At 73.8% G+C, this 23,758-nt stretch carries 25 protein-coding genes; 13 read left to right on the forward strand and 12 right to left on the reverse strand.

What is annotated here, in order from left to right; genetic code table 11:
- Positions 1-21 precede the first annotated feature (21 nt).
- Both A3CO_RS0128765 and A3CO_RS0128770 read right to left on the reverse strand, forming a co-directional pair.
- The gene (locus tag A3CO_RS0128765) at positions 22-306 is read right to left on the reverse strand and encodes a hypothetical protein (protein WP_018335726.1); all 285 of its coding nucleotides are present in this window, start codon (positions 304-306) and stop codon (positions 22-24) included.
- 107 nt (positions 307-413) lie between these two features.
- Complete coding sequence (locus tag A3CO_RS0128770; RefSeq protein WP_018335727.1) at positions 414-1,751, reverse strand: NYN domain-containing protein; 1,338 nt, start codon at positions 1,749-1,751, stop codon at positions 414-416.
- Positions 1,752-1,823: 72 nt separating this feature from the next.
- Here A3CO_RS0128770 and A3CO_RS0128775 point away from each other — a divergent pair, with 72 nt between their 5' ends.
- From A3CO_RS0128775 to A3CO_RS0128785, 3 genes are read left to right on the forward strand one after another with little or no spacing between them, the layout of a single operon-like run.
- On the forward strand, positions 1,824-3,698 hold the full coding sequence (locus A3CO_RS0128775) for a DEDD exonuclease domain-containing protein (protein WP_018335728.1): 1,875 nt from the start codon (positions 1,824-1,826) through the stop codon (positions 3,696-3,698).
- Positions 3,695-3,973 carry an Lrp/AsnC family transcriptional regulator gene (locus A3CO_RS0128780; RefSeq protein WP_018335729.1) on the forward strand — a complete coding sequence of 93 codons (279 nt, stop codon included), beginning with the start codon at positions 3,695-3,697 and terminating at the stop codon, positions 3,971-3,973. Before A3CO_RS0128775 ends, A3CO_RS0128780 begins: the two co-directional genes overlap by 4 nt.
- Positions 3,974-4,008: 35 nt before the next feature.
- Positions 4,009-4,896 carry a 2-dehydropantoate 2-reductase gene (locus A3CO_RS0128785; RefSeq protein ID WP_018335730.1) on the forward strand — a complete coding sequence of 296 codons (888 nt, stop codon included), beginning with the start codon at positions 4,009-4,011 and terminating at the stop codon, positions 4,894-4,896.
- Positions 4,897-5,008: 112 nt separating this feature from the next.
- Here the strand turns inward: A3CO_RS0128785 and trpD are convergent, their stop codons facing one another.
- Both trpD and A3CO_RS0128795 read right to left on the reverse strand, forming a co-directional pair.
- Complete coding sequence (gene trpD, locus A3CO_RS0128790; protein ID WP_018335731.1) at positions 5,009-6,064, reverse strand: anthranilate phosphoribosyltransferase; 1,056 nt, start codon at positions 6,062-6,064, stop codon at positions 5,009-5,011.
- Complete coding sequence (locus A3CO_RS0128795) at positions 6,061-6,468, reverse strand: hypothetical protein (RefSeq protein ID WP_018335732.1); 408 nt, start codon at positions 6,466-6,468, stop codon at positions 6,061-6,063. The genes trpD and A3CO_RS0128795 overlap by 4 nt, the downstream gene beginning before the upstream one ends.
- 211 nt (positions 6,469-6,679) lie before the next feature.
- Between A3CO_RS0128795 and ctaE the strand changes: the two genes are divergently transcribed.
- The 4 genes from ctaE to qcrB are packed head-to-tail and all read left to right on the forward strand — an operon-like array spanning position 6,680 to position 11,015.
- Positions 6,680-7,303 carry an aa3-type cytochrome oxidase subunit III gene (ctaE, locus tag A3CO_RS0128805; protein ID WP_085942423.1) on the forward strand — a complete coding sequence of 208 codons (624 nt, stop codon included), beginning with the start codon at positions 6,680-6,682 and terminating at the stop codon, positions 7,301-7,303.
- A gap of 36 nt (positions 7,304-7,339) precedes the next feature.
- Positions 7,340-8,167: a cytochrome bc1 complex diheme cytochrome c subunit gene (gene qcrC, locus A3CO_RS0128810; RefSeq protein WP_018335735.1), complete on the forward strand. Its 828-nt coding sequence runs from the start codon at positions 7,340-7,342 to the stop codon at positions 8,165-8,167.
- Positions 8,164-9,333 carry a cytochrome bc1 complex Rieske iron-sulfur subunit gene (gene qcrA / locus A3CO_RS0128815; RefSeq protein WP_018335736.1) on the forward strand — a complete coding sequence of 390 codons (1,170 nt, stop codon included), beginning with the start codon at positions 8,164-8,166 and terminating at the stop codon, positions 9,331-9,333. The genes qcrC and qcrA overlap by 4 nt, the downstream gene beginning before the upstream one ends.
- Positions 9,330-11,015, forward strand: a complete 1,686-nt coding sequence (gene qcrB / locus A3CO_RS34780) for a cytochrome bc1 complex cytochrome b subunit (RefSeq protein ID WP_084682248.1) — start codon at positions 9,330-9,332, stop codon at positions 11,013-11,015. The genes qcrA and qcrB overlap by 4 nt, the downstream gene beginning before the upstream one ends.
- 814 nt (positions 11,016-11,829) lie before the next feature.
- On the opposite strand, the gene A3CO_RS0128830 is transcribed toward qcrB, so the two are convergent.
- Both A3CO_RS0128830 and ctaC read right to left on the reverse strand, forming a co-directional pair.
- Entirely contained in the window at positions 11,830-12,228 is a 399-nt protein-coding gene (locus tag A3CO_RS0128830; protein WP_018335739.1) for a cytochrome c oxidase subunit 4, read from the reverse strand.
- Positions 12,229-12,262: 34 nt separating this feature from the next.
- Positions 12,263-13,186, reverse strand: coding sequence for an aa3-type cytochrome oxidase subunit II (gene ctaC, locus A3CO_RS0128835; RefSeq protein WP_018335740.1), 924 nt, complete (start codon positions 13,184-13,186; stop codon positions 12,263-12,265).
- A 233-nt stretch (positions 13,187-13,419) separates the two neighbouring features.
- On the opposite strand from ctaC, the gene asnB reads away from it, so the two are divergent.
- Both asnB and A3CO_RS34785 read left to right on the forward strand, forming a co-directional pair.
- Positions 13,420-15,378 (forward strand): asparagine synthase (glutamine-hydrolyzing), encoded by a 1,959-nt coding sequence (gene asnB / locus A3CO_RS0128840; RefSeq protein WP_018335741.1) that lies wholly within the window; start codon positions 13,420-13,422, stop codon positions 15,376-15,378.
- 100 nt (positions 15,379-15,478) lie between these two features.
- Positions 15,479-16,468, forward strand: coding sequence for an adenosine kinase (locus A3CO_RS34785; RefSeq protein ID WP_018335742.1), 990 nt, complete (start codon positions 15,479-15,481; stop codon positions 16,466-16,468).
- A 140-nt stretch (positions 16,469-16,608) separates the two neighbouring features.
- Here A3CO_RS34785 and A3CO_RS0128850 read toward each other — a convergent pair whose 3' ends face one another.
- The 3 genes from A3CO_RS0128850 to A3CO_RS0128860 all read right to left on the reverse strand — a co-directional run bounded on the left by A3CO_RS0128850 (position 16,609) and on the right by A3CO_RS0128860 (position 17,847).
- Complete coding sequence (locus A3CO_RS0128850) at positions 16,609-16,965, reverse strand: HesB/IscA family protein (protein ID WP_018335743.1); 357 nt, start codon at positions 16,963-16,965, stop codon at positions 16,609-16,611.
- A gap of 168 nt (positions 16,966-17,133) precedes the next feature.
- Positions 17,134-17,295: a hypothetical protein gene (locus A3CO_RS38530; protein WP_018335744.1), complete on the reverse strand. Its 162-nt coding sequence runs from the start codon at positions 17,293-17,295 to the stop codon at positions 17,134-17,136.
- Positions 17,296-17,304: 9 nt separating this feature from the next.
- Positions 17,305-17,847: a glycerate kinase gene (locus tag A3CO_RS0128860; protein WP_018335745.1), complete on the reverse strand. Its 543-nt coding sequence runs from the start codon at positions 17,845-17,847 to the stop codon at positions 17,305-17,307.
- An 88-nt stretch (positions 17,848-17,935) separates the two neighbouring features.
- Here A3CO_RS0128860 and A3CO_RS0128865 point away from each other — a divergent pair, with 88 nt between their 5' ends.
- The 4 genes from A3CO_RS0128865 to cobS are packed head-to-tail and all read left to right on the forward strand — an operon-like array spanning position 17,936 to position 20,911.
- Positions 17,936-18,586, forward strand: a complete 651-nt coding sequence (locus tag A3CO_RS0128865; protein ID WP_026205119.1) for a DUF3043 domain-containing protein — start codon at positions 17,936-17,938, stop codon at positions 18,584-18,586.
- Positions 18,583-19,152, forward strand: a complete 570-nt coding sequence (locus A3CO_RS34790; RefSeq protein ID WP_051086140.1) for a bifunctional adenosylcobinamide kinase/adenosylcobinamide-phosphate guanylyltransferase — start codon at positions 18,583-18,585, stop codon at positions 19,150-19,152. Before A3CO_RS0128865 ends, A3CO_RS34790 begins: the two co-directional genes overlap by 4 nt.
- Before the next feature lie 38 nt (positions 19,153-19,190).
- On the forward strand, positions 19,191-20,135 hold the full coding sequence (locus A3CO_RS39245; RefSeq protein WP_018335748.1) for a nicotinate-nucleotide--dimethylbenzimidazole phosphoribosyltransferase: 945 nt from the start codon (positions 19,191-19,193) through the stop codon (positions 20,133-20,135).
- The gene (gene cobS, locus A3CO_RS39250) at positions 20,132-20,911 is read left to right on the forward strand and encodes an adenosylcobinamide-GDP ribazoletransferase (RefSeq protein WP_018335749.1); all 780 of its coding nucleotides are present in this window, start codon (positions 20,132-20,134) and stop codon (positions 20,909-20,911) included. Before A3CO_RS39245 ends, cobS begins: the two co-directional genes overlap by 4 nt.
- Before the next feature lie 14 nt (positions 20,912-20,925).
- Here the strand turns inward: cobS and A3CO_RS0128885 are convergent, their stop codons facing one another.
- The 3 genes from A3CO_RS0128885 to gcvT all read right to left on the reverse strand — a co-directional run bounded on the left by A3CO_RS0128885 (position 20,926) and on the right by gcvT (position 23,710).
- A complete protein-coding gene (locus A3CO_RS0128885; RefSeq protein ID WP_033415219.1) occupies positions 20,926-22,029 on the reverse strand; it encodes a branched-chain amino acid aminotransferase in 1,104 nt (367 codons plus the stop codon).
- A gap of 68 nt (positions 22,030-22,097) precedes the next feature.
- On the reverse strand, positions 22,098-22,592 hold the full coding sequence (locus A3CO_RS34795) for a cupin domain-containing protein (RefSeq protein ID WP_018335751.1): 495 nt from the start codon (positions 22,590-22,592) through the stop codon (positions 22,098-22,100).
- Positions 22,589-23,710, reverse strand: a complete 1,122-nt coding sequence (gcvT, locus tag A3CO_RS0128895) for a glycine cleavage system aminomethyltransferase GcvT (RefSeq protein WP_026205121.1) — start codon at positions 23,708-23,710, stop codon at positions 22,589-22,591. The genes A3CO_RS34795 and gcvT overlap by 4 nt, the downstream gene beginning before the upstream one ends.
- Between the last annotated feature and the right edge of the window lie 48 nt (positions 23,711-23,758).

Here is a 23,758-nt window from a genome sequence, read left to right on the forward strand (position 1 = left end):
CAGCGTGGTCGCCCCCGGCGGTCATCCCGCGTCCCGGCGCCGCGGCCGCCCGGCCGGCCGGGCGGGCGGCTGGTCGGCCGCCCCCGGCACGAGCCGCAGCCGCGGGATCAGGCCGTGGTCGGCGAGGACCTCGAGGGCCCGGCGCTCGACCGGGCCGAAGTCGAGCGGCAGCGGGGCACCCGGCGCGGCCGGCTCCCGGGGCCCCTCGTCGCGGACGGGCACCTCGGGCACCCCGAGCAGCACCCCGACCACACAGTCGTCGCACGCCTGGTGCCGCACCACGCAGGTGTCGCAGTCGATGAGCATCGCGGCCTCCGCCGATCGACCCCGGCATCTCCCGGGGAGTCGGGGCGGACGGTAGGAGGGGGGTCCGACAGTCACGGGCCGCGCGGACGACCGGTGTGACCGGCGTCTCAGATCCGCGCGAGCCGCTCCAGCAGCACGCTCGACGGCACGGGGTGGGCCCCGCGACGCCGCACGGAGTCGACCACGGCCCGGTCGGAGGTGACCACCACCAGCGGCCGCCCCTCCGGCTCGGCGTCGACGAGGGTGCGGATGAGGTCGTCCGCGATGACGCCCGGTTCGGAGAACAGGACCCGCACCCCGCGGACCGATGCCGTCGGCACACCGGAGATCCCCGCGCCGTCGAACACGAGGGTGGTCTCGGCGTGGGTCCGGGCGGCCAGGGGCGCCACCGCGGCGACCAGCCGGTCGCGCTGCGCCGCGAGCGACAGGGCCGGCCACCCGGTCTTGGTGACGTTGTAGCCGTCGACGAGCAGGTGCACCTCGGGCAGGGCGAGCAGCCGGTCGAGCGTCGCGGGATCGGTCACGCGCGCCATCGGGGCCCGGGCCGCCGACCCGACCAGCTCCGCCGGCCGCGGGCCGACCCGCGGGTCGTCCGCCCGCAGCCCCAGCTCGTGACGCAACCCCGCCGCCGCGCCCGCGACGGTGTCCACCAGCAGCGCCAGCCGCGCGTCGTCCGCGTGCCGCGCCTCGTGGGCGGCCCGACGGGCGGACTCGAGCTCGGCGGTCGCCCGCCGGGCCCGCGCCTCGGCCGCCACCACGGCCTCCTGGTCGCGGACGCGCTCGCGCCGCAGTTCCTCGAGCTCACGCACCAGGTGTCCCTGGCCCTCCTCCAGCCGGCGGGCCGCCTCGGCGGCGTCCAGCTCCGCCCGGCGGACGCGCACACCCTGCTCGCGCAGGCGCGAACGCAGCTTGGCCACCTCGTCGGTGAGGTCCGGGGTGGCCGCGCCGATCTCGGCGCGCGCCGCGTCACGCTCGGCCGTGACGCGGTCGAGGTCGGCCGCCAACCGGTCCGCCCGGGCGACCGCGGCGTCGCGCTCGGTCCGCAGCTTCCCGACGTCGGCCCGTTCCCCGGCGTCGCGCAGCAGCTCCCCCGCGGCGTCGCCGTCACCCGCGAGCACCGCCACCGCCGCGGCGTGCACCGGCTCGGCGACCGGCGGGTCCCACTCCTCGGGCCGGTGCTCGCGCCACCAGGCCACGACGTCGTCGGCGAACCCGTCCGCCGACCCCAGCGCCGCGAGCAGCGGCGCGGACCCGACCTTGGCGCGCTTGGCGGGCGCGAAGCGGGCGACGGGCCGGACCGGCGCGGGCAGGTCGGCGGCCGGCATCTGGCCCACGGCCCGGCTCACCAGCTCGGCGACCCGGCTCCGCACGGTCTCCGGGGCGGCCTCCAGGAGGGCGGCACGCAGGGCCGCGCCGTGCGGTGCCGACACCTCCCCCGCTGCCATTCGCCCAGGCTAGCGGCCCGGCGACACGCGGGACCACGAGACTGTCGGGGGGTCGATCTAGCGTGCGGCGGCGTGGAGGCACCGCGCCCGGTGACGGGACCCGACCCGCAGCTCACGTTCGAGGAGCTGGGCACGCCGCTGCACGCGACCACGTTCGTCGTGCTCGACCTGGAGACCACCGGGGGGCCGCCGGCGGGGTCCGACGCGGGCGACGGGCCCGACGCGATCACCGAGATCGGCGCGGTGAAGGTGCAGGGCGGCCGGGTCGTCGGCGAGTACGCCACGCTGGTCGATCCGGGCCGTGACGTGCCGCCGCAGATCGTCGCGCTCACCGGGATCACCACGGCCATGGTGTCCGCCGCGCCCCGGCTCCCGGCCGTGCTGCCGGGCTTCCTCGAGTTCTGCGCCGGGGCGGTGGTGGTGGCGCACAACGCGCCGTTCGACGTCGGGCACCTCCGGGCCGCGTGCCGGCGGCACGGCTCGGTGTGGCCGCGACCGCCCGTGGTGTGCACCGCGCGGCTGGCCCGCAAGGCGCTCAGCCGGGACGAGGCGCCCTCCTGCCGGCTCTCGGCGCTCGCCGCGCTCTTCCGGTCCGGCACCCGGCCGGTGCACCGCGCGCTCGACGACGCCCGCGCCACCGTGGACGTGCTCCACGCCCTGCTGGAGCGGGTCGGCGGCCAGGGTGTGTCGTCGCTGGAGGACCTGCTCGCCCTGCAGGTGGAGGTCACGCCGGCCCAGCGCAGCAAGCGTCACCTCGCCGACGCGGTGCCCCACGCGGCGGGGGTGTACCTGTTCCGCGGGCCGGCCGACGAGGTCCTCTACGTCGGGACGTCGAACGACCTCCGTCGTCGGGTGCGGTCCTACTTCACCGGCTCGGAGAAGCGCGCCCGCGTGAAGGAGATGGTGGGTCTCGCCGAGCGCGTCGACTGGGTCGAGTGCTCGCACGCGCTGGAGGCCGAGGTCCGGGAGCTGCGCCTGCTCGCCGGGCACGCTCCCCGGTACAACCGGCGCTCCCGCTACCCGCACAAGGGGTGGTGGGTGACGCTGACCGACGAGCCGTTCCCGCGCTGGTCGGTGGTCCGCACACCCCGCACCGACGCGATCGGGCCGTTCGGCCGGCGCCCCGACGCGGTCCGCGCGGTCGAGGCCCTCGTCGATGCCGTGACGCTCCGGCCGTGCACCCAGCGGATCCCGGCCCGCGGGGGCCGCGGCAGCCCCTGCGCCCTGCACGGCCTCGGTCGCTGCGGGGCTCCGTGCGCCGGCCTGCAGAGCGCGGCCGACTACGCGACGGCCGTCGACGGCGCGCTCGCCCTCGTCCGCGGGGGTTCCGACGACGGGTTGGTCCGGCTGCGCGAGCGGGTGGCCGACCTCGCGGCGGGCGAGCGGTTCGACGCGGCCGCCGCCCACCGTGACCGTCTGGCCGACCTCGCCGGTGCCCTCGGTCGGGTGCAGCGGCTGTCCGCGGTCGCGGGCACCGAGGAGCTCGTCGCCGCGCGCCCGGACGGGGTCGGCGGCTGGGACCTGGCGGTCGTGCGTCACGGCCGGCTGGCCGCGGCCGGCACGGCCCGCCGCGGGGTGCCGCCCATGCCCGTGGTGGAGACGCTGGTGGCGGCCGCCGAGACGGTGCGGCCGGGCGTCGGGCCGCTGTCCGGGGCGCCCCCCGAGGAGGTGGGGGTGATCACCCGGTGGCTCGAACGGCCGGGCACGCGGATGGTGCGCACGAGCCGGCCGTGGGCGGTGCCGGCGCACGGGGCCGGGTCGTGGTCGGACTGGGTGGAGCGGGCCCGGGACGCCGCGCGGGCGACGGTCGACCCCTCGGACGAGCCGGTCGGGCGGACCACCTGGTCGGGAGGCGGGGCGGGGCGTCGGCCAGCCTCTAGAGTTCCGGCCGAGCACGCCGGACCGCCCCACGCGGGCCGGACCCGCCGAGCCAGGGAGCCACCGTGATCACGGCCATCGTCATGATCCACGCGAACGCCGACCGGATCCCGGAGACCGCCCAGGCGATCGCCGAGCTCGCCGGGGTGACCGAGGTGTACTCGTGCGCGGGCGACGTCGACCTCATCGCGATGGTGCGGGTCCGCGAGCACGACGAGTTGGCCGACGTGATCGCGGGCGGGCTGAGCCGGGTGCCGGGGGTGCGGGACACCTCCACCCACATCGCCTTCCGCTCCTACTCCGCGCAGGACACCGACGCGGCCTTCGCCGTCGGCCTGGACTGACCCCTCCCCGCCCGCTGCGGGTGGATCATGGGGCCGTGGCGAGCGTGGTGGTGATCGGTCCGGGCGCGATCGGTGGGGTCCTGGCGGCCCTGGCGGCCGAGCGGGGGCACGAGGTCGCGGTGGCGGTCCGGACCCCGTTCGACTCGCTGCGGGTGCGGTCGGGAGCCGACGGCCCGGAGCGCGAGGCCCCCGTCACGATCCACACCGACCCCGCGACGCTCGGTCCGGCGGACTGGGTGGTCGTCGCGACCAAGGCCCAGCACACGGCGGCGGCGGCCGGGTGGCTCGAGGCCGCCACGGGGCCGGGGACGGTCGTCGTGGTGGCGCAGAACGGCGTCGACCAGGAACGCCGGGTGGCCGGGCTCGTCCACCCGGAGGCCGTCGCGGTCCCCGCCGTCGTCGTGCTCGGCGCGGAGGCCGTCGAGCCGGGGCGGATCGTCCACCACGGGTACGGGCGGCTCACGCTGCCGGCCGGGCCGTGGGTGGAGGGCCTCAGGGCCGTGGTGGGCGGCGGGGACGACGGGGTCGAGGTCGTCGGCTCGGACGACATCCGCACCGACACGTGGCGCAAGCTCATCAGCAATGCGGTCGCCAACCCGATCACCGCCCTCACCCTGCGCCGCGGCGACGTCCTCGGCGAGGACACGAGCGCCGACCTCGTGGTCGGACTGGCCCGCGAGGTCGTCGCCGTCGCCCGGGCCGAGGGGGCGGCCGTCACCGACGCCGACGTCACGGCCCTGCGCCGCCACTACGCGACGATGCCCGCCGGGACGGGGACCTCGATGCTCTACGACCGCCTCGCCGGGCGGCCGCTCGAGCACGAGCACCTCACCGGCACGGTCGTGGCCGCGGGCGAGCGCCACGGCGTCCCGACCCCGCTCAACACCGCGGTGCTCGCCCTGCTGCGCGCGATCCGTCCCTGAGGCGGACGGCCGCCGACCACCCGCGAGGTGCACGTCAGGCATCCCGACGCACCCGCCTGACGTGCACCTCGGCGACGCGGATGCCACCGGCACCCGGACCCGTCGTCGGGGGTCAGCCGCGGAGCCGGAGTGCCGTCGTGACCCAGTGGTCGAGCAGGGCCGCGGCCGAACCGTCGTCGACGGCCGCGGCGGCCCGGTCGCGGCCCGCGGCGACGGCCTCGTGCAGGTCGGTCCGCCCCCGCCCGAGCGCCTCGTCGTAGGCGGCGAGAGCCGCGCCCGCGTTGAGGAGGACGGCCTCCCGGACGGGTCCGGGCTCCCCCGCGAAGAGCGCCCGGGCCACGGCGGCGTTCACGCCGGCGTCGCCGCCGCGCAGGTCGCCGGCGACGGACACCGGGATACCCATTCGGGTGGGGTCGAGCGTCTCGACGGACACGCCGTCGGGACCGGCCCGCCAGACCGTCGTGGTGGTCGTCGTGGTGATCTCGTCGAGGCCGTCGTCGCCGCGCACGACGAGGGCGGTGTCGCCGCGGTCGGCGAGGACCGAGGCGAGCAGCGGGGCGAACCGGGCGTCGGCGCAGCCGATGAGGGCGGCGGCCGGGCGGGCCGGGTTGGTCAGCGGTCCCAGGAGGTTGAAGGCGGTGGGCACGCCGATCTCGCGGCGCACCCCGCCGACGTGGCGCATCGCCGGGTGGAAGGTCTGGGCGAAGCAGAAGCCGATGCCCACCTCCGCGACGCTCGCCGCGACCGCCTCCGGGCCCAGGTCGACGGGGACGCCGAGCGCCTCGAGCAGGTCGACCGACCCGCAGGCCGACGACGCCGCCCGGCCGCCGTGCTTCACCACGCGCGCGCCCGCGGCCGCCATGATCACCGCGGCCATGGTCGAGATGTTGACCGTGTGGGCCTGGTCGCCGCCGGTCCCCACGATGTCGACGACGACCCCGTCGACCTGCACCGCCCGGGCGTGGGCCCGCATGACCTCGGCGAGCCCGCCGATCTCCGCGGCCGTCTCGCCCTTGGCGCGCAGCGCGACCACGAACGCGCCGACCTGCGCGGGCGAGGCCTCCCCGGACATCATCCGGTCCATCGCCCAGGCCGCCTCGGTCCCCGCGAGGTCCTCCCCGCGCAGCAGCCGCCCGAGGAGCGCGGGCCAGGTGGGGGCCGTGCTCATCCCTGGCGCGCCGGCACCCCGGCCCGCAGGACGTCGGCCACCGTACGGGCCGCCGTCACCGGGTCGAGGGGCTGGACGAGGACGGCGTCGGCCTGCGACCAGGTCGCGAGCCAGCGGTCGTCCTCGCGGCGCACGACCACGATCACCGGGGCCGGGTCGTCGCTCTCGCTCTTCAGCTGCCGGCAGACGCCCATGCCGCCGGTCGGCTGCGCCTCGCCGTCGAGCACCGCGAGGTCCAGCTCGCCCGCGTCGGCGGCACCGAGCACGTCGGCGATGCCGTCCGCCTCGTGGAACCGCAGTCGCGGCAGGTCCCGCGCGGGGCGGCGACCGACGGCGGCGATGACCGCCTCGCGCACCTCCGGGCGGTGGCTCATCACCACGACGTCGAGCGTGTCGGTGCTCATCTGGGCGGGCCCTCCCGGCGGTGTCCGGACTTCTCGCGCGAGAGCCTAGTCACCGACGCCGCCGGTCCGCCCGGACCCGTCGTCGGGAACCCCGACTACGAGGCGACGTACGACGGTCAGTAGGAGAATCCGCAGGTAGATGGCGATGCAGGTCGCAGGCGTGATCACGGCGGCTCGCCCCACCCGGCTGATGTCAGAGGGAGGTGACATGATGACGCCCGTGACGACCGCTTCGAGTGCGCCGGCGCCCTCCTTCAGCGCGCGGATCCACTCCCTGAACCGGCCCAACGTGGTCAGCGTGGGGACGATCATCTGGCTCTCGAGCGAGCTGATGTTCTTCGCCGGGCTGTTCGCGATGTACTTCGTGGCGCGCGCCCAGAACGTCGGGGAGTGGCCGCCGCCGCCCACCGAGCTGGACGTCCCGTACGCCCTGGTGAACACGATCGTGCTGGTGGCCTCGTCGTTCACCTGTCAGTACGGCGTGTTCGCGGCCGAGCGCGGCGACGTGTTCGGCCTGCGCCGCTGGTACGCGGTGACGTTCCTGATGGGCCTGTTCTTCGTGCTGGCCCAGGTGAACGAGTACCACACGCTGGTCACCGAGCACTCCACGACGATCGCCTCCAGCGCCTACGGCTCGGTCTTCTACATCACCACCGGGTTCCACGCGCTGCACGTGACCGGCGGTCTCGTGGCCTTCGTGCTCCTGATCGCGCGCACGTTCCTGAGTCGGTTCACGCCGGCGCAGGCCACCGCCGCGATCGTCGTGTCGTACTACTGGCACTTCGTGGACGTGGTCTGGATCGGCCTGTTCGCGGTCATCTACTTCATCCGTTAAAGCCAGGCGACGAGAGAGTCAGGGGTAGGCCACCACATGAGCGACCGGACGCCACGCCCGCGCAGGAGGCTGTGGGCGCGTGCGGGCACCAAGACGCGTCGTCGCGTCGCGGGCTTCCTCGCCCTCGGCGTCGCGCTGCTCGCCGTCGGCGGGCTGTACACCGTCTTGCAGCCCGAACCGGAGACCGCCCACGCGCAGGACGCCGCGCTCGTCCGCGAGGGGCAGTCGCTGTACGACAACGCCTGCATCACGTGCCACGGCGCGAACCTGCAGGGCGTCGTCGGGCGCGGCCCCAGCCTGATCGGCGTCGGTGAGGCGTCGGTCTACTTCCAGGTCTCGACCGGCCGGATGCCGCTGAAGGTGCAGGAGGCGCAGGCCCCCCGCAAGAAGCCGGACTTCGACCCGGCGCAGATCGACGCGCTCGGGGCCTACATCCAGGCCAACGGCGGCGGCCCGGTCGTGCCGTCCGCGCCCGACGCGGCGCTCGTCGGCTCCGACCTCGGTCGCGGCGGCGAGCTCTTCCGCCTGAACTGCGCCCAGTGCCACAACTTCACCGGTCGCGGCGGGGCGCTCTCCTCGGGCAAGTTCGCCCCGGTGCTCGACCCGGCGACCCCGCACCAGATCTACGCGGCCATGCTCGTCGGCCCGGGCAACATGCCGACCTTCGCCGACTCGCAGCTCTCCCCCGAGGAGAAGCGCGACATCATCGGCTACATCAAGTCCGTCAGCGGCGACTCCGGCGCGGTGAACCCCGGCGGCAACGGCCTCGGCGGCTTCGGGCCGGTCCCCGAGGGCCTCGTCGCCTTCTTCGTCGGCCTCGCCGCCCTGATCGGTATCTCCCTCTGGATCGGATCCCGCCAGTGAGTGCACCCCCCGAATCCCAGTACAGCGACAAGGCCGGGTCGCAGCCGGACTCGAACCAGCTGCACATCCCGAGCGACGCCGAGCTCGCCGAGATGAGCACCGACGACCTGGTGCGTCTCGGCAACCGGATCGACGACATCGAGATCGTCTCGGACCGCCCGCGCTTCCCCGTCCCGGGGACCCGCGCGGAGAAGCGGGCCGAGCGTCAGGTCGCCGGCTGGTTCATCCTCGCCGCGGTGATGGGGCTGGCGTTCATCGTCATCTTCATCGCCTGGCCCTGGGAGTACGTCCCGCCCGGGCAGGACGGCGACTACCTGTACGCGCTCTACACGCCGCTCATCGGCGTCACGCTGGGACTCTCGGTGCTCGGCGTCGGGATGGGCATCATCGCCTACTCCAAGAAGCTGCTGCCCGAGGACCTGGCGATCCAGCAGCGGCACGACGGGCGCTCCTCGGAGGTCGACCGCCGTACCGCCGCCGCGCGCCTGGTGCAGACGGGTCAGCAGAGCGGTCTGGCCCGGCGCAAGCTGATCTTCCGGTCGCTCGGTGCCGCCGGCGGCATCCTGACGGCGGGGATCGCGGTCGCGGCCTTCGGCGGGCTCGTCAAGAACCCGTGGAAGGAGGGCGACGAGTCGCCCCTCCTCGTCACCGACTGGCGCTCGGACAACGGCGAGCGCGTCTACATGCGGAAGTTCAACGGCGACCCCCAGGACGTCGTCCTCGTGCGCGCCGGCGACCTCGAGCCGGGCTCGATGGAGACGGTCTTCCCGTTCAAGGAGTCCGACCGCGGCAACCTCGAGAAGATCGCCGAGGAGGTCCGCTCGTCCGACTCCCCCGTCATGCTCATCCGGCTGCGTCCCAACGTGACCGTGATCAAGCGTGCGGGGCAGGAGGACTTCAACTACGGCTCGCTCTTCGCCTACTCGAAGATCTGCAGCCACATGGGGTGCCCGACCTCGCTGTACGAGGACCAGACCAACCGCATCCTCTGCCCGTGCCACCAGTCGCAGTTCCAGGCCAACGAGTACGCCCGTCCGGTCTTCGGTCCGGCTGCCCGCCCACTGGCGCAATTGCCCATCGCCGTGGACGATCAGGGGTATCTGTACGCCCGCAGTGACTTCATCGAGCCGGTGGGGCCCGGCTTCTGGGAGCGTCGTTCATCATGAGTGCGATCACCACACCCACTCGCAGCGGTAGCACGGCGATGAAGCTCGTCGGCACGGCCGCGGACGAGGTCGACAGCCGTATCCACCCGGCCGGTGGCCTCCGTCGTCAGATCAACAAGGTCTTCCCCACGCACTGGTCGTTCATGCTGGGCGAGATCGCGATGTACAGCTTCATCGTCCTGCTGCTGTCGGGGACGTGGCTGGCGATCTTCTACGACCCCTCGATGGCGGAGACGACCTACGAGGGCTCCTACGCGGGCCTGCGCGGCGTCACCATGTCGATGGCCTACCAGTCGACGGTCAACATCTCGATCGACGTCCGCGGCGGTCTGTTCATCCGCCAGGTGCACCACTGGGCGGCGCTGCTCTTCGTCGCCGCGATGATCGCGCACATGATGCGGACGTTCTTCACCGGAGCGTTCCGCCGCCCGCGCGAGACCAACTGGGTGCTCGGCGTGGTCCTCCTGCTCTCGGGCATGATCGAGGGCTTCATCGGCTACTCGCTCCCGGACGACCTACTCTCCGGCACCGGCATCCGCACCGGGCTCTCCGCGATCGTCATGTCGATCCCGGTCGTCGGCACGTGGCTGCAGTGGGCGATCATGGGCGGCGAGTACCCGGGCACGATCATCATCCCGCGCCTGTACATCGTCCACGTCTTCCTGCTGCCGGGGATCATCCTCGCGGTGATCGGCGTGCACGTGGCGCTGGTGTGGTTCCAGAAGCACACCCAGTTCCCCGGCCCGGGCCGCACCGAGCGCAACGTCGTCGGCGTCCGGATTCTGCCGACGTTCGCCGCGAAGGCCGGCGGCTTCATGGTCGTCTCCGTCGGGATCATGGCGATCATGTCCGGCGTCTTCCAGATCAACCCGATCTGGAAGCTCGGCCCGTACGACCCCACGCAGGTGTCCGCCGGCTCGCAGCCCGACTTCTACATGGCGGTCTTCGACGGCGCGGTCCGTCTCTGGCCGTCGTGGGAGATGTACCTCTTCGGCCGGTACACGATCCCGGCGATCTTCTTCCCGGCCGTGATCGGCATGGGCATCCTGGTCAACCTGCTCGTCGCCTACCCGGTGATCGAGCGCAAGCTGACCGGCGACGAGGCACACCACAACCTGCTGCAGCGCCCGCGCGACGTCCCGGTCCGCACCGCGACCGGCACGATGGCCCTGTCGTTCTACTTCTGGCTCGTCCTGGCCTGCGGTAACGACATCTTCGCCTACACGTTCGACATCTCCCTGAACGTGATGACGTGGATCGGCCGCATCGGCCTCCTGGTGATCCCGCCGGTCGTCTACTTCGCGACCTACCGGATCTGCCTGGGCCTGCAGCGCTCCGACCGCGAGGTCCTCGAGCACGGCATCGAGACCGGCCACATCAAGCGTCTGCCCCACGGTGAGTTCATCGAGGTGCACCAGCCGCTCGGTGGCGTGGACGACCACGGCCACGCGATCCCGGTCGCCTACCAGGGCGCGACGGTGCCGAAGCGGATGAACGACCTCGGCTTCGCCGGCAGCCCGGTGAAGGGCGGCTGGTTCCGCCCCGACCCGGCCGAGGAGCAGGACGACGTCCTCGGTGTCCACGGCGGCACCGGGACCGACCCCCTCCAGGTCGAGCCGACCAGCGGGCGCGAGCTCGCCGGCCGTCCCGACGCCGGCCGCCCGCGCGACGTGCGGGACTGACCGAGCACGACCACGAACGGGGCGGGGAGCCGATCGGCTCCCCGCCCCGTCGTCGTTCCGGGGCTTCCCCGACGACGGGTCGGGGAGCGCCCGCTCCGCGAGGCGGAGAGCCGACTGGTCCGCCGGGTCATGTGTTCGACCCCTATGACCGGCCCCCTGCTGTAACGGCCTCGCGAGTGCTACGCCAGGCAATCTCAGGGCCCGCAGAACCTGCCTGACGTAGACCTCGCGCAGCGGCTCCTGCCGTCAGAAGCGGCGGGCGCTGCATGCGACGCACACCGGCGGCAGGGGCCGGCCCGGACTCGCTCCACACCGCGGCTGCCGCGACCCATGGGACGGGCGCTGTACGCCACCCACACCTGCCGGCGACGCCTGAAGCCTCTGCGGCTGCCCCGACCGGTAGGACGGGCCCGAGCCCTCCCCCGGCCCGCGAGGGTGACGTCAGGCCGACCCCGCGGCCTGCAGAACATGCCAGGCGTGCACCTCGCGCAGCTGCCCCTTCATCGGGGCTGCGTGGCGCTCCACGCAGGACAAATCAGGCTGTGGACCGCTCGCAGCGGCGGCCCACTCCCTGGGACGGGCCCGCCCCTCCCCCGGCCTCGCGAGTGCTACGTCGGGCATCCCCACGGCCCCCAGGACCTGCCTGACGTACACCTCCGGCCCGCCAACCCCCAAGAGGGGACGGTCAGGCATCTCCACGGCCCGCAGATCGGGTCAGGCGCCCCGAGCCGAGCCGACACCTGCCGTCGGGACCCCGGAACGCACGAAGGGCCCCTCCTGCCGTGGCAGGAGGGGCCCTCAGCGTGGCGGGGACTCAGTGGGCCTCGGGGCCCGCGTGGTACTCGAAGACCAGCCCGCAGATCGCGATGATCATCGCGATGCCGGCGAGGACGATGAGCCACCACTGGTAGATCGCGAGGCCCAGGCCGGTGAGGGCGACGCCGCCGGCCACTCCGAGCGGCCAGTAGCTCCCGGGGCTGAAGAAGCCGATGTCGCCGGCGCCGTCGGACACCTCGGCCTCCGGGTTGTCCTCCGGGCGCTCCTCGAGGCGCCGGGCGACGAACCGGAAGTACGTGCCGACGATGAGCATCAGACCGCCGGTGAGCGTCAGCGCGACGATGCCCACCTCCTCGCCCGACAGCACGCCGTAGACGATCGCGCAGACGAAGCAGAAGACGGTCAGGATCTCGAAGATCCGGGACTCGACCTTCATCGCCGGGTACTCCTTCCAGCTGCTGCCACGACCATCAGAAGGCGAGGCGGGCGGTCGGGTTCGGGTTGAACGGCCGCGTGGTCGTCGCGGTGGGCGAGCAGAGCTCCCCGCAGTTCATCTGCTGCAGCGCCTCGGCGGCCGAGTACGGCTGCCGCGTCTGCGGGTTGAGCGACTGGCGCAGCTGCATGTACTGGTCGAACAGGTTGCCCGGCAGCGCGCGCACCTCGAAGTTCATCATCGAGTGGTACGAACCGCAGTACTCCGCGCAACGTCCGACGAAGGCACCCGGCCGCTCGATCCGGTCGATAACCCAGGTGTTCTTCTGGTCGTTCTTCTCGGGGTAGGGCATGACGTCGCGCTTGAACAGGAACTCGGGGATCCAGAACGAGTGGATGACGTCCTCGGCGTGCTGCGTGAACGAGATCGGCCGGTCGGTCGGCAGGACGAGGAGGGGGACCTCCTCGGTAGTGCCGACGGTGGCGACGGGCGTGCCGTCCGGCGTCCGCGACGTGGGGTAGGCGAACTCCCAGTTCCACTGGAAGGCGACCACGTCGACGCGGAGCTCGTTGCCCGCGGGCTGGCGGTCGACCACGTTCTGGACGACGACGGTGAAGTAGAAGAGCACCGCGACGATGACCAGCGGGATGACCGTGAGCACCAGCTCGAGCGGAAGGTTGTACTGGAACTGCCGCGGCAGCTCCGACGCCCCGGCCTTGCGGCGGTGGAACGCGACGGTCCAGGCCGTCATGCCCCAGACGATCACACCGACGACCAGCGCGGCGATCGCGGACCAGGTCCACAGGGTCCGCATCATCGTGGCCTCGGGCGTGACCCCGACGGGCCACCCGAAGCGGATCGCGTCCTGCACCGAGCAACCGGTGGTCATGAGCGCCGTGACGACGCCGAGACCGGTCAGCTGTGCGGCACGCGTCAGACGTCGCCGCCGGGGGGTCGGCACCTCCCCGGCCTGGGCAAGGCTCCCTGCTCGGCGCACTGCTGGCTGCCCTCCTGAAGGCCGTGCGACCTGGGTGTTCTCGGCGTTGAGGCCGACCCGAGGTCCGGACACGCGGAGCCTAGCCGAGCTGACTCCTACGCGCTGTCGGAGGGGCGGCGGGACACGGGACGCGGCGGCACCGGTCCGTGGGCTCGGGCGGGTCCGGGACCGTCGGACCCCCTCGCCATACTGACGGTGTGTGCGGGCTGATGGGGTGGATCACCACCGAGCGGACGGGAGCACGACACGCCCAGGATCTCGAGGCGGCGCTGCCCTGCATGCGCCACCGGGGTCCCGACGAGGCGGGGACGTGGTCCGACGAGGACGTCGCCCTGGGCTTCGCGCGGCTGTCGATCATCGACGTCGAGGGGTCGCACCAGCCGCTGGCGTTCCCTGCAGACGTGGCGCAGCGGAGCTCGACCGGCGAGACGGGCGGGCGCTACCGGATCGTCTTCAACGGCGAGATCTACAACTACGTGGAGCTCCGGGCGGAGCTGGCGCGCGACCACGGGATCACCTTCGCCACCGAGGGCGACACCGAGGCGATCGTCGCGGCCTACTCCGTGTGGGGCGCGGACGCGGTGCCGCGCCTGCGGGGCATGTTCACGTTCCTCATCTGGGACACGGTCGAGCGCGTGCTCTTCGGGGCGCGCGACCCGTTCGGCATCAAGCCGCTGTTCTTCGCCGCCGGCGCGCAGGGCGTGGCGTTCAGCAGCGAGAAGAAGTGCCTGCTCGAGGTGCTGGGGTCCCTGGGCGCCTCCGACGCGGCGCCCGACCCCGAGGCCCTGCAGCACTACCTGACGCTGCAGTACGTCCCGGAACCGGCGACGCTGCACCGCTCCGTGCGGCGGCTCGAGTCGGGCTGCACATTCACCATCTCCCCCGGCGAGCCCATCTCCGTGCAGCGGTACTTCACCCCGCGCTTCCTCGAGCGGCCCATCCCCCGCGGTGACGCCGCGGAGGAGACCCGCCGCCACGAGGAGATCACCGAGGTGCTGCGCGACTCGGTCGCCAAGCACATGCGGGCCGACGTCACCGTGGGCGCCTTCCTCTCCGGCGGCATCGACTCGACGGCGATCGCGGCGCTGGCCCGCGAGCACAACCCGGACCTCATCACCTTCACCACCGGGTTCGAGCGGGCCGGGTACTCCGAGGTCGACGTCGCCGCGGAGTCGGCGCATGCCATAGGCGTGCAGCACGTGGTCAAGACGGTCACCGCGCAGGAGATGATGGACGCCCTGCCGTTGATCGTCTGGTACCTCGACGACCCGGTGGCCGACCCCGCGCTGGTGCCGCTGTACTTCGTGGCGCGCGAGGCCCGCAAGCACGTCAAGGTGGTGCTCTCCGGCGAGGGCGCCGACGAGCTGTTCGGCGGCTACACGATCTACAAGGAGCCGCTCTCGCTCGCGCCCTTCGAGGTGCTGCCCGGGGCGGTGCGCAAGCTCGCGGGGGCGCTCTCCGAGCGGCTCCCCACGGGCATGCGCGGCAAGGACCTGCTGCGACGCGGGGCGCTGCCGCTCGAGCAGCGCTACTACGGCAACGCCCGGAACTTCTTCCCGGCACAGCTCGCCGACGTCCTGCGGTCCTACGACGACGAGCTCTCCCACGTCGACGTGACGTCCTCGTTCTACGAGGGCTCGCGCGAGTGGAGCCCCGTGGCCCGGATGCAGCACGTCGACCTGTTCACGTGGCTGCGCGGCGACATCCTCGTCAAGGCCGACAAGATGACCATGGCGAACTCGCTGGAGCTACGGGTGCCGTTCCTCGACCCCGAGGTGTTCCGGGTCGCGTCCGCGCTGCCGACCGACCAGAAGATCGCGCACGGCACCACGAAGTACGCCCTCCGGCGCGCCATCGAGGGCATCGTGCCGCCGCACGTGCTGCACCGGCGCAAGCTCGGGTTCCCGGTGCCGATCCGCCACTGGTTGGCCACCGACATGCTCGACTGGGCCCGCACGATCGTCCGGGAGTCGCAGACCGACGCGATCCTCGACAAGGCGGCGGTGCTGCGCCTGATCGACGAGCACCGCAGTGGCCCCGTCGACCACTCGCGGCGCATCTGGACGCTGCTCGTGTTCATGCTCTGGCACGGCATCTTCGTCGAGAAGCGCATCCGTCCGGAGATCCCGGCGCCGGTCTATCCGGTGTATGCGTGACGTGGGCAGGGCAACGATCGGGCTGTCGGACCCCGGCGTGTCACCTACGGTGATGCGTTGATCCGTAGCGAGTAGTCAACCGAGAGGATTCTCCGGCCCGATGGACGTACTGGGGATCGGCAACGCGATCGTCGACGTGCTCACGCAGACCGACGACGACACCATCACCGCCTTCGACCTGCCGAAGGGGGGCATGACGCTCGTCGACCAGGACCAGGCCGAGTCGCTCTACGCGAAGGCCGGGGAGACGACGGAGCGCTCGGGTGGGAGCGTCGCCAACTCCATCGCGATCGCGGCCGCCCTCGGCTCCGACGCGGGCTACGTCGGCAAGGTCCACGACGACCAGCTCGGCAGCTCGTTCACCTCGTCGATCCGCAGCCACGGGGTGAGCTTCACCACGCCCGCGCTCTCCGAGGGCCCGTCGACGGCGCGCTGCCTCGTGCTCGTCACGCCCGACGGCGAGCGCACCATGGGTACCTACCTCGGGGCCTGCACGGCGCTCGGCCCGTCGGACATCGACCAGGACGAGGTCGCCGGCTCGGCGGTCACGCTGATCGAGGGCTACCTCGCCGACACCGAGCACGCGCGCGAGACGATCGGCAAGATCATCGACGCCTCGGCGAAGAGCGACGCGAAGGTCGCGCTGAGCCTGTCCGACGCCCTGTGCGTCGAGCGCCACCGCGAGTACTTCCGGGAGCTCGCCGCGGCCAACGTCGACATCATCGTGGCCGACGAGGACGAGGTCGCCGCGCTGGTCGGCGACGACGGCATCGAGTCGCTGCTGAAGGACCACGGCGGCAACGTCGAGATCGTCGCGGTCACCCACGGTGCGAACGGCTCCACGATCTACGGCGTGGGCGGCGTGCGCCACGAGATCGAGACCCGGCCGGCCGACGAGCTGGTCGACACCACCGGGGCGGGCGACGCCTACGCCGGCGGGTTCCTCCACGGCATCACCCACGGCCTCGACCTGGACGTCGCGGGGCGCATCGGATCGGTCGCCGCGTCGCACGTGGTCGCCCAGCTCGGTGCGCAGCCGCCCGAGAACCTCAAGGCCAAGGTCGCCCAGGACGTGCCGCAGGCCGGCTGACGGTCCCCCCGAGGCGAACGAGCGGCACTTTCGCGCCCATCAATGCTGTGAAAGTGCCGCTCGCTCGTGCGGACCGGCCCCACACACGACGAGAGCCCCGGCCCCGCCGAAGCGGGACCGGGGCTCGTCGTCGGGACCGATCAGTTGAAGCTGTCGCCGCAGGCGCACGACCCCGTGGCGTTCGGGTTGTCGATGGTGAAACCCTGCTTGTCGATCGTGTCGACGAAGTCGATCGTCGCGCCCTGCACGTACGGCGCGCTCATCCGGTCGACGGCCACCTTGAGGCCGGCGAAGTCGCGGAAGAGGTCGCCGTCGAGCGTGCGGTCGTCGAAGAAGAGCTGGTAGCGCAGACCGGCACAGCCCCCGGGCTGCACGGCGATGCGCAGGTGCATGTCGTCACGGCCCTCCTGGTCCAGCAGGGCCTTCGCCTTGCTCGAGGCGGCCTCGCTGAGCTCGACGCCGTGCTCCTCGGTCTTGGTGGGGTTCTCGACGGTCATGGTTCTCCCTGAGCTCCCGATGCGTTTCGCGCCGTGCAACCTCGCCGGGCGGCGGGATGTTCCCACCCGGCACGGCCCCGTCGTCGCGTGAGGATGCCCCCGACGACGGCGGGACGCGGCTCGCCTGCGATCTCCATGGTGTCACATCGCGCGCGCCGCATCACGGCGTCAGGAGGTCCCCGTGGCGGGCGGCACGGCGATGCGTCGCCCGCGCAACAGCGCGTAGGCGCCCACGACGAGCAGCCAGATCACCTGCCAGGCCGTCCCGAGCACCACGGCGGGTACCCCGGTCACGACGATCAGCAGGACGAGTCCGTCGACGTCGTCCATGACGCCCCCTCACTCCGGGGAGTCGTGCTCCCCGGGTCGCGGCCCCGGCACGAGGGGCTCCGGGCGCGGGGGCGGCAGCACCTCCGGACGCAGGTCCGACCGGCCACGACGGCCACCCCAGTGGACCGCGATCCCCTCGGCCAACGCGGTGAGGGTGCCCGACGGATCGGCCATCGACGCCTCCACCGAGCCCGCATTCGCATCAGTGGCGTAGGCCCCGTGGATGCCGGCCTCGAAGGCGACCCGCGCCCCGACGTGGACCTGGCCGGCGAGCACCACGCACGGGACCGACCGGGCCATGGCGGCGGCCGCGAGCGCGGCGACGGCGGTGTCGCGCAGCGACCGGAACTCGAGGCTGCCCTCGCCGGTGACGACGAGGTCGGGCAGGTCGTCCTCCGGGGCCAGTTCCAGGGACCGGGCCGCCTCGCCGACCGGGGACCGCCGGATCTCGTCGGCGGTCGCCCCACGGGTCCAGCCGTCCGCGATCGCCGTCGCGGCCTGGTCGCCCGTGAGCGTGCCGCGGAACGCGTCCGGCGCGATGAGCACGCGCATGCCACGACCGTAGGTCGCGGAGGTGCGGGCCGCGAGAACGGTGCTGTGAGGTGTCCGGATGCTGCGCCGGGTGTCCTATCCTGGGACCGTGAACTTCCTGCGTCGTGGCTCGTCCGCCCCCGAGAGCGCCGTCTCCGACGAGCCCGCCGAGGCCGAGGACGTCGTCACGGTGGGGGGTGCGCGGCGCAACCAGACCGCAGGCAAGGGGCGCCCGACGCGTTCGCGGCGCGAGGCCGAGGGCCGTTCCCGGGGGCCGGTCGCGCCCGCGCCGAAGACGCAGCGCGAGGCCATGAAGCGCGCGAAGACGCTCCGCGGTGACAAGACGGAGCGGCGCCAGGCCAGCGCCGAGCGCCGCAAGCGGATGATGGCGGGCGACGATCGGGTGCTCCCGGTGCGCGACCGCGGCCCGGTCCGGGCCTACGTCCGCGACCTCGTCGACTCGCGGCGCCACCTGATGGGCCTGTTCATGCCCCTGGCGGTCCTCATCTTCATCACCGTGGTGATCCCGATCCCGGGCATCCAGAACATCGGCAGCCTGCTCTGCCTGTGCATGCTGGCCGCGATGGTCGTGGAGGGCACGCTGCTCGGCCGCCAGATCACCGCGCGGGTGCGGGCGAAGTACCCGGACGAGGACATCAAGGGCCTCTCGGTCGGCTGGTACGGGTTCACCCGCGCCACCCAGATCCGCAAGCTCCGGATGCCGGCGCCGCGGGTCTCCCCCGGCACGGCGATCGCCTGAGCACGCTCGTCCTCGGCGGCACCCGCTCCGGCAAGTCGGCCCACGCCGAGGGCCTGCTGCCGGCCGACCACGCGGTGTACGTCGCGACCGCCCGTCCCGTCGACCCCACGGCCGACCCGGAGTGGGCCGAGCGCATCGAGGTCCACCGCCGTCGTCGCCCCGCTGGCTGGGAGACCGTCGAGGACGTCGACGGGTCCCGGACGGCCGAGGTGGTCCGGTGCCGGCCCGCGCCGGTGATCGTCGACGACCTCGCCACGTGGGTCACCGGGCTGCTGGACGACGCCGGATGGGCCCGGGACGCCGCGTCCGTGGCCGCCGCCCGCACGGCGCTCGTGACCGCGGTCCGCGACCGGTCCGGCCCGCTCGTCCTGGTCTCGGCCGAGGTCGGTCTCGGCGTGATGCCGTCGACCTCCGCGGGGCGCCGGTTCCGGGACGAACTGGGCCTGCTCAACGCCGAGCTCGCCGCGGTGTGCGACGACGTGGTGCTGCTGGTGGCCGGGTTGCCGGTGCCGCTTAAGGTGGCCTCCGGCCCCGTGAGCACTATTCCGTGCCAGGGCACGGAATAGTGCTCACAAGCGACCGAAGGGAGCACCCCGTGCCACCGGTGGCACCACCTGACGAGGCCGCGCGTGCCGACCTCCGCCGCCACCTCGACCGTCTCCCGCTGCCGACGCACGCCCTCGGCCGCCTGGAGGACGTCGCCGGATGGCTCGCGGCTTGTCAGGCCCGCTCGCCCGCCCGCCCGCCGGCCGCCCCGCGGGTGGTGCTCTTCGCGGCCGAGCACGGCATCGCCGCCGCCGGGGTGTCCGCGTTCGACGCCGGGGAGACCGGGAAGCGGCTCGCGGCGGTCCGGAACGGCACCGCACCGACCAACTCCCTCGCCACCGTGGCGGGCGCCGACGTCCGGGTCGTCGAGGTCGGGGACGGCCCCAGCGGCCGCATCGACCGCGAGGACGCCCTGAGCGCGGACGGTCTGCAGGACGCGCTCGCCGCCGGCGTCCAGGCGGCCGACGAGGCCGTCGACGAGGGGGCCGACCTGCTCGTGCCCGGCGAGCTCGCGGTCGGTGTCTCCACACCGGTGGCCGTGCTCGCGGCGGCGCTCTGCGCCCGGGAGCCGGTCGCGGTCGTCGGCCGCGGCTCCGGCATCGACGACCTCGCGTGGATGCGCAAGGCCGCCGCCGTCCGCGACGCGCTGCGCCGCACGAAGACGGTCGGGCGCGACCCGGAGGCGCTGCTCCGCGTGGCCGGCGGCGCCGACCTCGCCGCGCTCGTCGGGTTCCTCACGCAGGCCGCCCGCCGCCGGACCCCGGTGCTGCTCGACGGCGCCGCGGTCTGCGTCGCCGCGCTCCTCGCCGACGCCCGCAGCCCCGGCGCCCGGTCGTGGTGGCTCGCGGCGACCCGCGACACCGAACCCGCGCAGGCCCTCGCGCTCGAGGTGCTCGGCCTCGACCCGCTGCTCCTGCTCGACCTCCGGGCCGGCGCCGCGACGGGCGCGCTCGCCGCGGTGCCGCTGGTGACGATGGCAGCGCGGGTGGCCGCGGGCTCGTGACGGCGGGAGCCCCGGGTCCCGACGCCGGGTCGGGTCGGGGTGGGGCGGTCCGGCTCGCGGTGTCGCTGTTCAGCGTGGCCCCGGTGCGGGCGGACGTGGTGGACCGGCGGACGGCGGGCCGGGCCCTGGCGCTCGCCCCGGTGGTGGGGCTGGTGCTCGGCGCGGTGGTCGGCGGGGTGGTGCTGGGGCTGCGGACCCTCGGCGCCCCGGACCTGCTCGCGGGCGCGGTCGGCGTGGCGACCGGGGCGCTGCTGACCCGGGGCCTGCACCTCGACGGGCTGGCCGACCTCGCGGACGGGCTGGGTTCCTACGGCGACGCCGCGCGGATGCTCGCCGTCATGAAGGATCCCTCGACCGGGGCGTTCGGGGTGGTCACGCTCGTCGTCGTCCTCCTCGCCCAGGCGACCGCGCTCCCCGCCGTCGGCCCCGTCGGGACCGCGGTCGCGTGGGCGGTCGGCCGGGCGTCGTTCACCTGGTGCGCCCGACGTCGGGTGCCCGCCGCGTCCCCGGGCGGGCTCGGCGCGCTGGTGGCCGGCACGCAGCACCCGCTGGTCCCGGCCGCGTGGCTCCTCGTCCTCGCCGGGGCGGCCGTGGCGGCGACGCCGACCCGGCCGTGGCAGGGCCCGGTGGCCGTGCTGGTCGCGGCGCTCGCCGTCGTGCTGCTCGCCCGGCACGCCGCCCGACGCCTCGGCGGCGTCAACGGCGACGTGTTCGGGGCGGTGTGCGAGGTCGCGGTGACCGTCACCCTCGCCGGGCTGGCGCTGGGCGGCACCTGATCGGCCGAGCTGGATCAGCCGAGTCGGGCCATCCAGCCGTGCGTGTCGGGCGCCGCGCCGCGCTGGATGTCGGTGAGCCGCTCGCGCAGGCGGGCGGTGACCGGGCCGGGCGTGCCGTCGCCGATCTCGAAGGACCCGCCGTCGTACTTGACCGACCCGACCGGCGTGATCACCGCGGCCGTGCCGCACGCGAAGACCTCGGTGAGGCCGCCCGAGGCGACCTCCTTCTCCCACTCGTCGGTGGAGATTCGGCGCTCGGTGACGGTGGCACCGTCCTCCCGGGCGAGGTCGAGCAGGGACCGGCGCGTGATGCCGGGCAGCAGCGACCCGGAGAGCTCCGGGGTGACGACCTCGTGGTGGCCCTGCCCGTCGGTGAAGACGAAGAACAGGTTCATCCCGCCCATCTCCTCGACCCACCGGTGCTCCAGTGCGTCGAGCCACACGACCTGGTCGCAGCCCTGCGCGGCGGCCTGGGCCTGCGCGGCGAGCGACGCGGCGTAGTTCCCGCCGCACTTCGCCTCGCCGGTGCCGCCCGGGACGGCCCGCACGTAGTCGGTGGACAGCCACACGCTCACCGGCGCGAGCCCGCGCGGGAAGTACGCGCCGGCCGGCGAGGCGATGAGCAGGTAGAGGTACTCCTCGCTGGGCCGCACGCCGAGGCCGGACGACGACCCGATCATGAACGGCCGCAGGTAGAGCGACTCCTCGCCGCCCGCCGCCGGTACCCACCGGTGGTCGACGGCCAGCAGCTCCCGGATCGAGTCGAGGAACAGCTCCTCCGGCAGCGGCGGCATCGCGAGCCTCTCGGCCGAGCGCGCCATCCGCTCCGCGTTGGCCCACGGCCGGAACGAGGCGATCGAGCCGTCGGGCTGCCGGTAGGCCTTGAGCCCCTCGAAGATCGTCTGGCTGTAGTGCAGCACCACCGACGCCGGGTCGATCTGCAGCGGCGCGTAGGGCTCGACCTTCGCGTCGTGCCAGCCGCGCGCGGCGTCCCAGCGGATGGTGACCATGTGGTCGGTGAAGTACTTGCCGAAACCGGGCGCGGCGAGTACCTCCGCCACCCGCTCGTCCGTCGCCGGGGAGGGGTGCGGGAGAACCTCGAAGGCCGTGCTCGACATGGCGCTCACTCTAAACCGCACCCCCGACGGCGGACACGCCCTCGACCTCGCGGGTGGCCCGCGACCGGTCAGACGTCCGGACGCCGGGCGTACGCGGGCCAGTCCCGGAGGTTGACCTGGTCGCACTCGGCGGCCATCGCGTCGATCTCCTCCGCGGACGCCCCGCGCGCCAGACAGTCCGCGAGGCGGCGGAAGTACTCCTCGCGCGGCGCGCCGGGCACGAACAGGATGAGGAAGCGGGCGACGTCGTCACCGACGGCCTGGAACGCGTGCACCCCGTTGACCGGCACGTGCGCGAGGTCGCCCTCCCCGAGGGTCCGCCAGGTGTCGTCGCTCATCACCGCGAGCCGCCCGGAGATCACCCAGAACGACTCCGAGAACCCCTGGTGGTAGTGCGGCACCGCGCCGATCCGGCCGGGTGCCGCGGCGGACTCGAACAGGCCGAAGCCGGCCCCGACGACGTCGCCGGGGGCGATGAAGCGGGCCGGCCCGGCGACCTCGGCGTCGTCCCGGTAGCGGTAGACGCCGGGGTCGGCGGGCGGGACCTCCGTCGGGAAGCTCACCGGACGTGGGACGCGACGAAGGGCGGCGCCACGACCTCGCACTCGAGGGCGCGGCCGCGGACGTCGATGCTCACCAGATCACCCTCGGACAGGCCGGCGGCGGTGTCCAGCAGCGCCAGCGCGATGCCGGTCCGCAGCGTCGGCGAGAAGGTGCCCGACGTCGTCTCCCCCACCGGGGACCCACCGAGCTTCACCGTCATGTGCGCGCGCGGGACGCCGCGCCCGGAGGCCTTCAGGCCCCACGCCCGCCGTCGGGGGCCCCGCTCACGCTCGGCGAGCAGCGCCTCCCGGCCCCAGAACTCCTCCTTCTTCCAGCCGACCGCGAAGCCGACGCGCGCCTGGACGGGGGTGATCTCCGGTCCCAGGTCCTGCCCGTGCAGCGGCAGTCCGGCCTCGGTGCGCAGCGTGTCGCGGGCGCCGAGCCCGGCGGGCAGGCCGCCCTGCTCGGCGACGACCGCCGCGAGCGCGTCCCAGAGCGTCTCCGCGACCTCGCTCGGGGCGATGAGCTCGTAGCCGTGCTCGCCGGTGTAGCCCGTGCGGCAGACCCGGACCTCCCGGTCCTCCCACGTGCTGTCGACGAAGGCCATGTAGTCCAGGTCGACGTCGCCGGTGTCGGGGAGCACGCCGGTCTCGGCGAGGACCGTGCGCGAGCGCGGGCCCTGCACGGCGAGCACGACGTGCGCGTCGTGCTCGTCGGTGACCGTGATGCCCTCGGGGGCGACGTCGGCGAGCAGGCGGCCCACCCCCGCGGAGTTCGCGGCGTTCGGCACCGCGAACACCTCGTCGTCGCCGACCAGGTAGAGGATGAGGTCGTCGACGACGCCGCCGTCGGTGGCACAGCAGAGCGTGTACTGCGCCTTGCCCGGGACGATCCGGCCCAGGTCGTTGGTGAGGCACCGGTTCACGAACGCCGCCGCGCCCGGGCCGGCGATGCGCACCTTGCCGAGGTGGCTGACGTCGAACAGACCGACCGCCTCGCGGGTGGCGGTGTGCTCGGCGACCGTGCCGGAGTACTGGACCGGCATCTCCCACCCGCCGAACGGCGCGAACGTGGCGCCGAGGGCCTCGTGGCGGGCGTGCAGAGGGCTTCGTCGCAGGTCCGGTCGCGGTGCGCTCACGGGTCCGGGACCGTACGGCACGGCAGGCTGTCGGGGGTCGGTCCTAGC

Origin of the sequence: Actinomycetospora chiangmaiensis DSM 45062 (genome assembly GCF_000379625.1) — a bacterium.
Taxonomy (GTDB): Bacteria; Actinomycetota; Actinomycetes; order Mycobacteriales; family Pseudonocardiaceae; genus Actinomycetospora; species Actinomycetospora chiangmaiensis.